The organism is Halochromatium glycolicum, assembly GCF_016584085.1.
Lineage (GTDB): Bacteria > Pseudomonadota > Gammaproteobacteria > Chromatiales > Chromatiaceae > Lamprobacter > Lamprobacter glycolicus.
In genome coordinates this window covers 26006-39450 of the sequence record NZ_NRSJ01000028.1, presented here as the reverse complement: position 1 = coordinate 39450, position 13445 = coordinate 26006, and the positions used below count along the sequence as shown (strand labels likewise).

Below are 13445 nucleotides of genomic sequence, written 5' to 3'. Positions count from 1 at the left end.
TTAAATACTTCATTATTGGTCGCTATGCTAGGGTATGGGATCAGGCGATGATCAAGGTCCTCGATCCCAAGCCTCTCCGCGACCTTGGCCGCGCGCATCGATCATCGGCGAGATCACGAGCAGCTGGTCTGACCGGCGGTCGTGGCGATGCTCATCGAAGCGGATGATGCGCTTGGGACCGTATCATCCTAAACGCGGTCGGCCCGATCAGCTCATAGGATTGCTGGGCTCCGATTCAAGAGGCTCGCATCAAGCGCAATGCGTATGCTAGACAGCTCGACGACTACCGGACAACACGGGTTCCTTTATGCACTCCCCGCCCCGAACAGACCCCTTCACGACCACCTCGGATCTGTCCGACCCAGCGATCGATGGTCTCGCTCAGCTCACGGTCCGCAACGCGACCCCGCGCGATGTGCCCGCGATCCGCGCCTTATTTGCGCGCGCCTATGCCGGCAGCGGTGTCACGAGCTACACCGCATCGATGCTGCGCGGCCAGATCAACAAGTTCGCCGAAGGCCAGTTCGTCGCCGAGTACCAGGAAGGAGAAGGCGGCCGCATCATCGGCTTTTGCTCGAGCTTCCTGATCAGCGGCAATGCGGCACTGAAGCCGCACGACTGGAATTGGATCACCGGCGGCGGCTATGCGTCACGGCACGACCCCGACGGCGACTACCTCTACGGGATGGAGGTCTGCGTCGACCCAGACTTCCGCGGCCTGCGCATTGGCCAACGCCTCTACGACGAGCGCAAGAAGCTCGTGCAGTCACTGGCGCTGAAGGGGATCATCTACGGTGGACGCCTGCCGAGCCTGGATGATGCACTGACGCGCGATGAGAATCGGTACGAAAACGCGCAAGCCTATGTCGATGCGGTGGTCGAGGGCCGCGAGCGCGATCCGGTGCTGACCTTCCAGTTGCGCAACGATTTCCATGTGATCGGGCTGATGCCGGGGTACTGGCCCGAGGACAAGCAGTCGCGCGGCTATGGCGTCCATCTGCTCTGGCGCAACCCGCACGCGCCGGACGAGGAAGAAGAGGCCCGCGCGAAGCACTACGGCGGCCGGATCATGGACACGGTGCGGGTCGCAACGGTGCAGTATCAGCAGCGTCGGGTGCGCTCGTTCGACGAGTTCCTCGACATGCTGCGCTACTTCGTCGATGTCACCGCTGACTATCGCGCCGATTTCTGTGTCTTCCCGGAGCTGTTCTCGTTGCAACTGCTGTCGATGGAGGACCAGGAGCTCTCGCCGGCCGAGGCCATCGAGGCACTGACCCGCTATACCGATCCGATCAAGGACGCGCTGCGCGAGATGGCGATGCGCTACAACATCAACATCATCGGCGGCTCGCATCCGACCAAGATGGACAACGGACGGGTCGAGAACATCTGCTACATCTGCCTGCGCGATGGCGAGGTCCATGAGCAGGCCAAGATCCACCCGACGCCGAACGAGGTCTACTGGTGGAACATCGAGGGCGGTAATGAGCTCGCCGCGATCAATACCGACTGTGGCCCGATCGGTGTGCTGATCTGTTATGACGCCGAGTTCCCCGAGCTCGCCCGGCACCTCGTCGACCAAGGCGCCAACATCATCTTCGTGCCGTTCTGCACCGACGAGCGCCAGTCCTATCTGCGCGTTCGCTATTGCAGCCAGGCGCGGGCGGTCGAGAATCAATGCTACGTCGTGCTCTCCGGCAACTGCGGGAATCTGCCGAACGTCGCCAACATGGATATCCAGTACGCGCAGAGCTGCATCCTGACCCCCTGCGACTTCCCGTTCGCCCGCGACGGGATCGCCGCCGACACCAGCCCGAACGTCGAGACCGTCGCTTTCGCCGATCTCGGGCTCAAGGCGCTGCGCGAGGCGCGCAATGCCGGCACCGTGCAGAACCTGAAGGACCGCCGCCACGACCTCTACACCACGATCTGGCGCGAAGGCTAGCCCGAGCCCAACCTGCAACGTGAACCTGACCGTCTTCGGCCGTGGCCCGACCGGGGGACCCGGGCCAATCACCCCTCGCGTCAAGCTAAACGGGCTCGAGCGGCTCGGCCTGGCGGCCATGACGCTGAAGCTCTGCGCCCAGCTCTACCTCGCGATCCTGATCGGCCGGGCGCAATTCGATCTGCCAGCATTCGCCGCGGCCCTGCGACAAGCTGGCCTCTCGGTGCTTCCGGCCCTGAGCCTGGTCGCCGCGGCCGTCGGCATCATCCTCGGCCAACAGGCCGCACAGACGCTAGGCTGGGTCAACCTGCCCGAGCTCGTCCTGGTGCCGATCATCTACGCCGTGGTGGTGGAGCTGACCCCATTGCTGGTCGGCGTGCTGGTGGCCGGCCGGGCCGGGGTCGCGCTCGCGACGCGCCAGGCCAGTCTGGTCTCGAGCGGCCAGATCGACGGTCTGCTGGTCAGCGGCCTCAACCCGATCCAATTCACGACCGGGGCCGTGCTGCCGGCCATGCTGGCGATGTCGTTCGCGCTCACGGTCTGGGGTAGTCTGGTCGCCCTCGGCGCCGCGTTGCTCTGGCTGGCCGTGGTCGCCGATGTGCCGCTGTATCTGTTTCAGGAGGCCCTGCGCCAAGCGCTCGACCCGCTCGATCTGCTCGAGGCCCTGAGCAAGCCGCTCCTCTTTGCGGTGGTGATCGCGTTGATCGCGACCGCTAACGGCAGTGCGGCCGGTCGCGATGCGAGCGGGGTCGGGCAAGCGGCGACCGACACCATGATCGCGGCCGTCACCGCAATCCTGTTAATCGACCTCGCCTTCGTGCTGGCACCCTGGTCATGAACGCGCTCGCCCGAGGCCTGCTTCACCGCTGCGACCATGCCCGCAGTGATGCACCAGCCGAACCTGCCGACGGACGACGACATCGCTTCACTCGAAGAAAGAGTCGAACAGGCGCTCGAATGGAGGCTCAAGTGGACCCGCAAACGGAGGTAAAAACCGGCGCCGGCCGGGGCGCGCTCATCGAATTCGAGCGCGTCTTCCAGCATGTGAACGGCCGCTGCGCACTCGATGGCCTCACGCTCCGCGTCGAGCAGGGCGAAGCCCTACTCCTGCTCGGCCCTAATGGCGCCGGTAAGAGCCTCAGCCTTCGCCTGATGCTCGGATTGGACCAACCCTCGGCCGGGCGTATCCGGCTGTTCGGCAAAGAATTGACCCGACTCGACGATGCCCGCCTCAACCGGCTGCGGGGGCGCGTCGGCGCGCTGCTCCAGGGCGGCTCCTTGTTGGACGAGCTCAGCGTGCTCGAGAACATGCTGCTGCCGCTGCGGGCACGGCCACACAGCCCCGGAGACCTCGCGCGTGCGGCCAGGCTGGTGATCACCCAGCTGCAGCTCGACGGCATGGAGCACCGCTATCCGCGCGCGCTCTCGCTCGGCCAGCGCCGTCGCGCCGAGCTCGCCCGCGCCCTGATCAACCGGCCCGAGCTCCTGATCTGCGATGGCTTGAGCGACGGACTCGATCAACCGGCGCTGCGCGATATCCTGGCGATCCTCCGGGTTCAGCGCGAGGCCCAGGGCTTGACCCTGATCGCGACCGAGAACAACTTGCTCGAGCTGATCGCACCCGGCGACCGGGTTGCGGTGCTCGACCGCGGTCGACTGTTGTTCGATGGCACCCGAACCGATCTCGAGGGACGCAAGGCAGCCGACCTCGAGCTGCGGACCCTCCTCGAGGGCCATCCCTGAGCACCCGAGCCCACGATGTCCAGGTTGAACCGTCTCTATTCGCCACCCGAGCTGAGCGCTCCTGGCAAGCGCGCGGCCCACGGCCGGCGCCGCGATCTGGCGCTCGCCGGCCTGTTCGTATTGGCAATGGCCGCCGTCGTGGTTGGCGTGATGACGCTGCTGGCGCCCGGACTGCTCATCGGCCATCCGTTCCGGGCCTATTTCCTGGAGGCCGACGGCCTCGACAGCGGCATGGACGTGATGCTGGAGGGCTATGTGATCGGCCGCGTGCGTGCGCTCGAGCCGGTCTTCGTGGGCGACCCCGATCGCGGCCAGTGCCCGCAACCGACCGACCCCAGGGCACCGACGCTGCCCTGCTTCCGGGCGACCCTGAGCCTGCAGCCGGACTGGTCGCTGCCGGCGGGCAGCGTCGTGCAGCTCGCATCGGCCGGTCTGCTGCGGGGCAATGTGCTGCGGATCATCCCCGGCACCCAGCCCGAAACCCTCGCGCCGGGCAGCCCGCTCGCGACGGTCCCCCGAGCGCCGGATCTGGTGACCCAGGTCCAGTCGACGCTCGTTCAGGCGCAGCAGACCCTCGACAAGACGATCCGGCCGACCTTGACCCGGATTCAGGACCGCATCCAAGGCCTGCTGGCACTGTTCCGCGACGATGCAGAGACCGATGAGGAGGGCGCGGACGGCATTGCGGGCGGTGCAGGCAGCGAGGTCGCCCGGGATCTGACCGCGGTGGTCACGAACCTGACCCAGCTCAGCCGCGATATCGAGCAAAGCGTCGATCCCGAGCAGATCCAGGCCATCCTCACAGCCGTGCAGACCCTGTCGGAGAATCTCGCCGTGGTCTCGGAGACCCTGCCGTCACGCAGTGCCGACATCCAGGCCGCCGTCGGTCAGTACGGTGCGCTGGCCGACCAGCTCAGTGCGACGGTCGAGGCGGCCCGTCCAAGCCTGCAGGGCTCGCTCAATGACGCGCGCTATGCATTGCAGGAGCTCGCCGCGGCACTGGCACCGATCCTGACCAATGTCGAGGACGCCTCGCGCAATCTCTCGGCCCTGTCGCGCGAGCTGCGCGAGGACCCGGTCTCGTTGCTGCGCGGCCATGAAGAGGAGGACCCGACGCCATGGTTCGAGCGCTGAACCAACAGCACGCCAGTCAGCGACCTGATCCGTCCTGGGATCGGTCTCGCCCTGCGGTGCTGCTCCTCGGCCTGTCGCTCCTGTTCCTGCTGACCGCCTGCGGAAGCTCGGGGCCTGTGGTGCCCGAGCGCTTCTATACGCTGGAGCCCGAGGTCGACCTGCCACCGAGTCAGCGAGTGCTTCCCGGCACGCTGTTGGTGACGCCCTTGGCGGCTCGTGGATTCCTGGGCGGCACCCAGATCGTCTATCGCACTGCCGACGCGCCGCTGCAGATCCAACGCTACGACAACCTGCTTTGGGAGCAACCACCAGGACGGGCGATGGCCGAGGCGTTGATCGCCGCATTACGCAACGCCCGGGCCTTCGAGTTCGTGGTCGCGATCGCGGACCGCGCCGAGGCGGACCTGCTGCTCAACGGCACGCTCAGCCGTTTCGAGCACCTGCCGACCGCCGATCCGCCTCAGGTCGCGGCCGCATTCAACCTGACCCTGGTCGGCAACGACCGGCAGACGCGTTTCTCGAAGACCTATGATGGCACCGAGCCCGTCGGCGCAAGCACGCCCGATGCGATGGTACGGGCCTTTAATCGCCTGGCCGGACGGCTGCTGACCGCGGCCGGCCGCGACCTACAGCGGGTCGCATCAAGACCCCTGAACATGCGCTGAGACGCCTTCCACCCATTGCCCTCGCCCCGCGCCGCTGACCCATTCGCCCACCTGATGCCCGCCGCGCTCGCGCAGATGCCCGTCGCCTGGCACCGGTTGCAGATCCCGGGTCCACCGCCAGAGCTCGAGCTGACACTAGCCGAAAAAACGGCACCGACCCTGGAAGAACGCTTCGCGCGGCGCACGATCCAGCGACTGGACCTCTCCGCGTTGCCAGCAGACGACAGCGGTACGCCAGCCGAGCGCGCCGCGCCCGACTGGGGGCACGAAACCGCGCAGCTCGCCCTGATCGATAAGGCCTCGCCGCATGCCCTCTTCGATCTGATGCTCACCGAGGTCTCGCCGCCGGCCGCCGGCAGTCCCGTCAGCGCAGACCCGGGCACAGTGGCCGCCGAAACGGCCCGCCTGCTCTGGCAAACTGCGGCGAACTTCCACCGCTTCGTCAGCACGCCCGCAATCCGTCAAGCGTTCGGACTCACCGACGGCACACTGCATCTGGCCCTGAACTGTGACCCCTTCACTCAAGATCGTGAGAGCGTCCAGGCCCTCAAGCGCTTCCACCTCCATCTGATCTATTGGCGGGCCTCGGAGCTCGCACCGCTGCGCAAGCCGCACCGGTTCGGCGACCAGACCGACCGCTCTCTAGCCCGCCAATGCATCGACCCCGTGAGTTTTATCGGCATGCGGCTGCTCGGCGAGGGGCTGCATGCGATGGATGCTGTGCTCGACAGCGCATGGCCGAGTCCTGCCAACCGCACGCGCGTCGACGACGGGCTGGACACTTCCGATGGCAAGCTCGGCGATGACGCGTTAGGTATTGCGGTGCGCGCGCTCGGCGGCGATTGGCTGCATCCGGATGCCAACGCCGTCTGTTCCGGTCAGCTTCCGCTCGGCGCCCTGTTGCGCCTACCAAGCTGGGAACAGCTCGCGCACCCGGCGTTCGAGCAGCTGATCCGCCGGCTGCATGGCCGCATCGGCCACATTGCGCAGGCGCTGCAGTCCGCGATGACCGGCAGCGCGCTGCCGCCGGCTCGGTGGCACCGACACCGGCTGCTGCCGTTGCCGCAGATCGCGGCGAACCTCGAGGCGCTCGAGCTCAGCGCGGCCTCGAAGGCGGATCTGCTCCAGCTGGCAAGCACGCTGCGCAACCTGGGCGAGCGCTCCATGCAGCGGCTGGAGCGCGCCACGCCATCCCAGCGTCAGCACTGCATGACGCTGAACCAGCCCTGCTATAGCCTGACCCTCGCCCCATTCCCGCTCGCCCCGGCCCGAGCTGACGGCGTGGGTTCGGAGATGGCCGGCGAGACGCCTCCGCTGCTCGGCATCCAACCACGGCTGTTCTCCGGGATCGGCGGCGCCGGACTGCTGTCGCTGCCTGGGGTGCCGAGCGTGCGCGTCGTCCGTGGTCAAGGGCGTTTCACAACGCGGGATTGGCACCGGCGGGCGCATTTCCAACGGGCCTTTGCTTGCTACAACAGCGCTGCGCTGGGCACAGCCGCCGGCCGTCACGGAGGCCTGCGCCCCGGCCCGATCAGGCATTTCCGAGATCGGGGCACCGGCTGGACGGATTAGCCGATGGAGCTTGCCGCCTACGCGCATCTGTGGCTCCTGTTCTCGCTGCTGTCGGCGTTCTTCCATGCGTCGCGCCTCGCTGTCACCAAGCACCTCAGCCTGAGCCTGTCGGCGCGGGCATTGACGCTCTATGTCAACTTGGCCAGCCTGCTGGTCACGCTACCGCTGGTGATCTGGCACCATGATTTTCCAGTCGCTGATCCGATCTATCTGCTCGTCGTGCTCATCGGCGGCCTGGTCTCCGGTCTCGGCGGCTGGTCGCTGAACATCGCGATCAAGCGCAGCGAGGTCTCGCTGGTCGGCCCGATCCTGACCCTGACACCCGCCTTCGTGATCATCATCGAGTGGCTGTTGACCGATGCGCTGCCCGGCGCACTCGGCTTCACCGGGATCGGGCTGTTGATCGCCGGCAGTTATGTGCTGGCGCTCGGCACCAGCGACGAAGACTGGCACCGACCGTTGGTCCGGCTCTTCACCAACCCGGGCAGTCTCTTCACGCTGATGGCGACGATCTGCTTCGCCACGGCCTCGACGCTCGGGCGGATCGGCATCGAACGCTCCGACCCCCTCTCGTTCGCTGTCGTGGTGGCCGTCGTCAACCCGATCGTGCTCTTGACACTGTTCAGCATCCAGGACCGCCGCTTCTATCGCGAGGTGCTGCCGCCCCAGCTCATCCGCCAGGTGAAACCGCTGCTGCTGCTCGGCGTCCTGTTCGCTTTGATGCGCCTAGCCGACCAGATCGCGCTGAGCATGACGCTTGCCAGCTATGCGATGGCGGTCAAGCGCACCGCAGGCCTATTCTCGGTCCTGATCGGACGCTGGTACTTCAACGAAGGCAGCACCCGCGTCAAACTGGCCGGCAGCGCCATTATGCTGCTGGGGTTGTTCGTGCTGACCCAGCTGTAGCCCCGAGCACGCAGCACGCTGCGGGGAACCGCTGCGTGAGGGGACATCGATGCCAGATCGGCACCGCGTCGGTCAACCCGGATCGACCCGATCGACATCGACCGAAACGGCGAGGCTATGCTCACCGCCACCATAGAAGACGCCGCGCACTGGGGTCACATCCTGATAGTCGCGGCCAATCGCGGTGGTGATGTACTGATCGCTGATCAGACAGTCGTTGGTCGGGTCGAGATCGATCCAGGAGCCCCCTTGCGCTGCATCGGGTAGATAGACCGCCAGCCACGCATGGGAGGCATCGGCGCCGCGCAGCTTGGGTTGCCCCGGCGGCGGCAAGGTCTCCAGGTAACCACTGACGTAGCGGGCCGCGAGCCCGAGACCCCGCAGTGCCGAGATCGCCAGATGCGCGAAGTCCTGACAGACACCGCGCCGCGATGCGAGCACCTCGGAGAGCGGTGTGACGACCGTCGTCGAGGTCGGGTCGTAATCGAAGTCCTGGTGGATACGGCGGACCAGATCCAAGGCCGCTTCGAGCAAAGGCCGGCCTCGCGGAAACGATTCACGCGCGTAATCGGCCGCTGCCGGATCGAGCACGATAGCCGGTGAAGGCAGTGCGAACAGCCGCGCGGTCAGACCTTCAGCGGAGCTCGTGCTTTGCAGCTGACTACGTACCCGGTCCCAGGGCAAGGTTTCTTTGGCGACCGGCCAGCGCGGTGACTGCACATCGACCTCGGCCGTCGCAGTCACCTCGAGCTCCAGGTGGGATTGCTGTACCGAGAAATAATTGACCCGGTTGCCGAAGAAATCGCGGTGCTCACGGACCACCGAAGGCCAGGGATTGATCCGCAGATTGGCCGCCACGCACCGCTGGTAGAGGGTCTCGCGCGGCTTCAGGTGAGCAATGCTGTGGCAAAGCGAGACCGGCCCTCCATAGCCGTAGCGGGTCACGTGCTTGACCTGATACCTCATCAGCCCCCTCCTGCCTCGTCTGCGCGGCATCCATGCGCCGCAGCCGCGCACGCCTCCGGACGCTGCCCGATCAGGTGGTGTGGTTGCTCCTCGTGGCGGAAATACTGGGCCGTAATCGCATTCGAGAGCGCACTGATCGAAGACCCGACATTGGCCAATAAGCCATCGAGCGCATCGCGCAGCGTGCTGCCCTCGCTCGGGCGCGCCAAGTGATCCAGCTCCGCCAGTCGCAGCTCGGTCAGCAGGCGCAGCAACGTCCGTTGGGCCGGTGTTCGCCGCCCGGACAGACTGTCTCTCGGCATCTCGTCGACCAAGGTTGCCAACCGCGCAACCTGGTAGGCAACCGAGCGCGGGTTCGCCTCATCCTGCAACACCAGGTCCAACATGGCCCCGACCCGGGTACCGGCCTGATACCGGCGACGATAGGTGATCAGACTGTCGGTCACCCCGAGAACCGACTCGATCAGGATCGACTCGCCGGGCTCCGGCGTCACGCTGACGAGCGTCGCACGCAGCAGCGACGCCGTATGCGAGGCGCGTTCCAAGCGCCGGCCGGTCTCGAGAAAATGCCAACCCTCGTTATGGGTCATGTTCTCCTGCGTCAGCGCCGCAAAGGCGACCAGCGAGGTGATCAGCGGGTCCAGCAGATCGAGCGCCCGGCCGAGACCGCGCGGCGGTACTTGGGTCAGCAGACGCTGCCGGCGCTCGATATCGTTCGTCACCCGCCAGGTGTCATTGGACAGACGCTCACGCACCGACCAAGCCGCCTGCCCCAAGGCCTGCAGGGTTTGAGGCAACGCGCCGGCTCGCCGCTGATCGCTGATCAGCGACAGGACCTCTGGCACCGGCTGCTGCAACAGCGCTTCAGCGCCCTCGCCGATGAAGCCGGGGTAGGTCTGGCTCTGGTGGGTCAGCGCCGCCAACAACAGACGCAGGCAGGAGCTGGCATCTCCCTCGTCGGCTACAATGGGGCGCTCGGTGAGCTGGATGATCAGGATGCGCAGCAGCCGCACCAGACCTTCGGCGCGCTCGGCGTAACGGCCGATCCAGAATAGGTTGTCGGCCACACGGGACGAGACCTCGCTCTCCTGCACCACCGCCGGGAAACTGGTTGGGGCATTGGCATCCGGGGCGACGATCAGGGTCTCCTGACGCTCGGGCTCGCTCGCGAGCACCCAGGTATCCTTGCCGAGCCCGCCGAGCTGGCTCGAGATCATCGGCGTCTCGGGGTCGAGCGCGATCCGGCTCAGACCGCCCGGCATCACCGCGTAGCCCTCCTGCTCGCTGACCAGGAAGCTGCGCAGGACAAAGGGACGCGGCGCCAACGCCCCGTCGATATAGGCCGGCGCCGTCGACGGCTGGACCTGCTCCTGCGCGACGTAGCGATGCGGCTCGCGTCGGATTGCCGCGACCAGCTCGGCGCGTTGCGCCCGGTCGAGCTTGGCACCGAACAGACAGCGCTGCCCCACCGGTCCGTCGGCGGGCTTGATCACCAAGCTATCCAGGTTCGCGATCACGAAATCACGTGCCTCGCGTCGACCGCACCACCAGGTCTGGAGGTTCGGCAGCAGCAGCGACTCGCCGAGGAGATGCTCGCACAGCGCCGGCAGGAAGGCGGTCAGGCCCGGATGCTCGAGCACCCCGCTGCCGAGCGCGTTCGCGACTGCCAGGTTACCGGTGCGCACGGCCTGCAGCATCCCGGGCACGCCAAGCAGCGAGTCCTCGTTGAGCTCGAGCGGATCGCAGCGGCCATCGTCCACACGGCGCAGCAGCGCATCGATCCGCTCCAAGCGCCCGAGGGTGCGCAGCCACAAGGCCCCGTCGCGGACCGAGAGATCGCTGCCTTGCACCAGGCTGAAACCGAGATAGTTGGCCAGATAGGCGTGCTCGAAATAGGCCTCGTTGCGCGGCCCGGGGGTCAACACTGCGATCCGGGCGTGATCATCCTGCCCCGGCGCGATTCGGCCCATCGCGCGCCGCACCGAACGATAGAAACCGGCCAGCCGGTGCACATGGCTGTCGCGGAAGACGCTCGGCATCACGCGCGAGAGCACGATCCGATTCTCGAGCGCATAGCCGCTGCCGGACGGGCTCTGGGTGCGATCCCCGATCACACGCCAGGCCCCGGTCGCATCGCGGGTCAGATCAGCGCCGTAGAGCACCAACGGCCGATCATCGGTCATCGGGGCGCCGTAGCAGGGCAGGAGATAACCGGGAAACCCGTCGACCAGCTCCGGCGGCAGTACGCCCTTCTTGATCAGCGAGCGCGCGCCGTAGAGGTCGCACAGCACAGCGTTCAGCAGCTCGGCGCGCTGGATCAGTCCGCGCTCGAGGCTGGCCCATTCATCGCCGCGAATCAGCAGCGGCAGCGGGTCCAGCTCCCAAGGCCGCGACATACCCTGGGGATCGCCATGGACATTGTAGGTCACGCCATTATCGCGCACCAGCCGCCGCGCCTCCTGCCAGCGGCCGTCGATCCCGTCAGCACCGAGCGCGCGCAGGGCATCGATCAGGTACTGCCAGTGCGGGCGCAGCCCGCCATCACTGGTCCGCATCTCATCGAACTGACCGGCGGCAGGCCGATAGCCGTCCACCAGTGGCCGGGTCTCGGACGCCTGGATACGCGAGGGTCCCATCAGCCTATCCGTAGCCGCTCAACGGGCGGCAGCGTCCTGGGGCTCCGTCCCGCCTCGAATCGGAATGACGCGACGCTGCACTCGACCATGCCAGCCCAGTCCAGCGCGCGTGCGGCGCAACCCGCAGCGGCCCTCCGACTAGGAGAGAGGCTAGTAGAGATAGGGGATGAACTTGGCGACACGTTGGGCGTACTCGCGATACTCAGGATGCCGCTCCGTCAGCCAGGCCTCCTCTTTGCGCGCCTTCAAATCGAAGAACAGGAAGCCAATGATCAGAAGCAGCAGGTGGGACAGACTCAACGAGTACAGTATCCAGGCCAAGGCTGCACTCAGCAGGCTGGAGTAGAGGGGATGGCGCACGATCCCGTAGACGCCATGCTGGATCAGCTGATTGTGATCGACCGGATACGGCAGCGGCGTCAGGTAGTCGCGGATGTGGTGGGAGCCCATCGCTCCGAGCGCCAGCGCGATCAGCGCAAAGGGTGTCGCGAGGATCACCCGCATCAGCCAAAGATCGGACAGCAGTGATGATGACAGAACCGGCTGCCAGACCGGGGTCGCTGCAAAGACGATCATCAGCACGAACTGGATCGCGACGAGCATCTCACCGCGCCGGCCGAGGCCCGGCTGCTCACGGGGTTCGTTCATGAAGGGCTCCATTATCGGATCATCAAGCGTATCGGCGCAGTATCGCATCGGCCGGAACAGCACGCCCGCATCCATTTATCACCCCGACCACGAAACGGTCAGGATCCGGCCCGGCCCGCGGCCTGCCCGGCCCCCTCGGGACGCGCATCAGCAGGACTCGACTCGCTGACGCTCACCAGGCGCTGGACCAATCCAGCCGAGTTGCGCAAACTGTGGTCATGCGCAAGTTAGCCGCCCTCGTCCTCCTCGTGATCTCTGCCCCACTGACCGGCAACAACGACGGCCTCATCGACGACTTCAACGACGAGTCGTCATCCTCGCGGCTCGGCACCGATTGGCGCCTCGTCACCGATCGCGTGATGGGCGGCGTCTCCGATGCACGGATGCAGCGCCGCAGTGTCGACGGCCAACGAGCACTCTGTCTGAGTGGAGCCGTCAGTCTCGAGAACAACGGCGGCTTCGTACAGATCAATCTCGATCTCAGTCGGTCCGGCCTGCTCGACGCCAGCGCATTCGATGGCGTGCGCCTCGTTGCGCGCGGTAACGATGCCGAGTACAACGTCCACCTGAAGACCCCCGCGACGCGACTTCCTTGGCAATCCTACCGCGCGACAATGACGGCCGGACCAGCGTGGCAGGAGCATCGACTGCCGTTCGCCTCCTTCCATCCTCATCGGCTCGTGCCGGCACTCGATCCGGCGCGGCTCAAACGCCTCGGCATCGTCGCCATCGGACGCGCGATGTCCGCCGACATCTGCATCGCCGAGATCGGTTTCTACCAAGACCCACCTGCACAGTAGGCCGACAGGCCTCTGTTCGGCCACTGCCATAGCAGTGGCCGGTAACAGGGGGCGCTAAGGCGATTGCCGGAAAAGCTCGTACCGAATTGTGCAGGATGTTCGTTTGCCTTCGAGGAGCGTCGCCGGGAGCATAGCCGGGCTATGTGACCGGCGGCGCGACGAAGAAGGCGAGCGAAAAGACCAGCAAGGCGGTATGAGCTTTGACAGAAATCGCCTAAGAGCAGTCCCAGATCGGCGACTGGATTCCGCGCTGCCTCCTTCCGGCCGATTATAGGCACCACTCAAAGAGTCCGCCGCAACCGGTTCTCTCATAAGGGAATTCGGTTGCCTCTCCTCGCGCCAAAGACTCTCCTTCGGCCCCTTTCATCCAAGCCAGTAGGGCCGGTATGTCAGCGCCTGATTGAACGAAGCGCGCTAGGTCTCAGAAAAA

At 66.1% G+C, this 13445-nt stretch carries 11 protein-coding genes; 8 read left to right on the top strand and 3 right to left on the bottom strand.

Annotated elements, in window-relative coordinates; genetic code table 11:
- Window positions 1–307: 307 nt before the first annotated feature.
- From CKO40_RS14880 to CKO40_RS14850, 7 genes are all read left to right on the top strand, one after another.
- Window positions 308–1945: a bifunctional GNAT family N-acetyltransferase/carbon-nitrogen hydrolase family protein gene (locus tag CKO40_RS14880; RefSeq protein ID WP_200347016.1), complete on the top strand. Its 1638-nt coding sequence runs from the start codon at window positions 308–310 to the stop codon at window positions 1943–1945.
- A 19-nt stretch (window positions 1946–1964) separates the two neighbouring features.
- Window positions 1965–2783: an MlaE family ABC transporter permease gene (locus CKO40_RS14875; protein WP_338074187.1), complete on the top strand. Its 819-nt coding sequence runs from the start codon at window positions 1965–1967 to the stop codon at window positions 2781–2783.
- A gap of 131 nt (window positions 2784–2914) precedes the next feature.
- Window positions 2915–3688 carry an ABC transporter ATP-binding protein gene (locus tag CKO40_RS14870; RefSeq protein ID WP_338074186.1) on the top strand — a complete coding sequence of 258 codons (774 nt, stop codon included), beginning with the start codon at window positions 2915–2917 and terminating at the stop codon, window positions 3686–3688.
- 15 nt (window positions 3689–3703) lie between these two features.
- On the top strand, window positions 3704–4822 hold the full coding sequence (locus CKO40_RS14865; RefSeq protein ID WP_200347014.1) for an MlaD family protein: 1119 nt from the start codon (window positions 3704–3706) through the stop codon (window positions 4820–4822).
- A complete protein-coding gene (locus tag CKO40_RS14860) occupies window positions 4807–5487 on the top strand; it encodes an ABC-type transport auxiliary lipoprotein family protein (RefSeq protein ID WP_200347013.1) in 681 nt (226 codons plus the stop codon). Before CKO40_RS14865 ends, CKO40_RS14860 begins: the two co-directional genes overlap by 16 nt.
- Before the next feature lie 54 nt (window positions 5488–5541).
- The gene (locus CKO40_RS14855) at window positions 5542–7059 is read left to right on the top strand and encodes a hypothetical protein (RefSeq protein ID WP_200347012.1); all 1518 of its coding nucleotides are present in this window, start codon (window positions 5542–5544) and stop codon (window positions 7057–7059) included.
- 3 nt (window positions 7060–7062) lie between these two features.
- Complete coding sequence (locus CKO40_RS14850) at window positions 7063–7965, top strand: EamA family transporter (RefSeq protein WP_200347011.1); 903 nt, start codon at window positions 7063–7065, stop codon at window positions 7963–7965.
- A 72-nt stretch (window positions 7966–8037) separates the two neighbouring features.
- Here CKO40_RS14850 and CKO40_RS14845 read toward each other — a convergent pair whose 3' ends face one another.
- The 3 genes from CKO40_RS14845 to CKO40_RS14835 all read right to left on the bottom strand — a co-directional run bounded on the left by CKO40_RS14845 (window position 8038) and on the right by CKO40_RS14835 (window position 12215).
- Complete coding sequence (locus CKO40_RS14845) at window positions 8038–8931, bottom strand: transglutaminase family protein (protein WP_200347010.1); 894 nt, start codon at window positions 8929–8931, stop codon at window positions 8038–8040.
- Window positions 8931–11567: a circularly permuted type 2 ATP-grasp protein gene (locus tag CKO40_RS14840; protein WP_200347009.1), complete on the bottom strand. Its 2637-nt coding sequence runs from the start codon at window positions 11565–11567 to the stop codon at window positions 8931–8933. Before CKO40_RS14840 ends, CKO40_RS14845 begins: the two co-directional genes overlap by 1 nt.
- A gap of 150 nt (window positions 11568–11717) precedes the next feature.
- A complete protein-coding gene (locus CKO40_RS14835; RefSeq protein WP_200347008.1) occupies window positions 11718–12215 on the bottom strand; it encodes a methyltransferase family protein in 498 nt (165 codons plus the stop codon).
- 218 nt (window positions 12216–12433) lie between these two features.
- Here CKO40_RS14835 and CKO40_RS14830 point away from each other — a divergent pair, with 218 nt between their 5' ends.
- Window positions 12434–13015, top strand: a complete 582-nt coding sequence (locus tag CKO40_RS14830; RefSeq protein WP_200347007.1) for a CIA30 family protein — start codon at window positions 12434–12436, stop codon at window positions 13013–13015.
- Window positions 13016–13445 lie beyond the last annotated feature (430 nt).

What these genes read in the sequence shown, in the direction of transcription:
- CKO40_RS14880 (WP_200347016.1), top strand. Translation starts at nt 308, where the DNA reads ATGCACTCCCCGCCCCGAACAGACCCCTTCACGACCACCTCGGATCTG.
- CKO40_RS14855 (WP_200347012.1), top strand. Translation starts at nt 5,542, where the DNA reads ATGCCCGCCGCGCTCGCGCAGATGCCCGTCGCCTGGCACCGGTTGCAG.
- CKO40_RS14860 (WP_200347013.1), top strand. Translation starts at nt 4,807, where the DNA reads ATGGTTCGAGCGCTGAACCAACAGCACGCCAGTCAGCGACCTGATCCG.
- CKO40_RS14845 (WP_200347010.1), bottom strand. Translation starts at nt 8,931, where the DNA reads ATGAGGTATCAGGTCAAGCACGTGACCCGCTACGGCTATGGAGGGCCG.
- CKO40_RS14830 (WP_200347007.1), top strand. Translation starts at nt 12,434, where the DNA reads ATGCGCAAGTTAGCCGCCCTCGTCCTCCTCGTGATCTCTGCCCCACTG.
- CKO40_RS14840 (WP_200347009.1), bottom strand. Translation starts at nt 11,567, where the DNA reads ATGGGACCCTCGCGTATCCAGGCGTCCGAGACCCGGCCACTGGTGGAC.
- CKO40_RS14865 (WP_200347014.1), top strand. Translation starts at nt 3,704, where the DNA reads ATGTCCAGGTTGAACCGTCTCTATTCGCCACCCGAGCTGAGCGCTCCT.
- CKO40_RS14835 (WP_200347008.1), bottom strand. Translation starts at nt 12,215, where the DNA reads ATGAACGAACCCCGTGAGCAGCCGGGCCTCGGCCGGCGCGGTGAGATG.
- CKO40_RS14850 (WP_200347011.1), top strand. Translation starts at nt 7,063, where the DNA reads ATGGAGCTTGCCGCCTACGCGCATCTGTGGCTCCTGTTCTCGCTGCTG.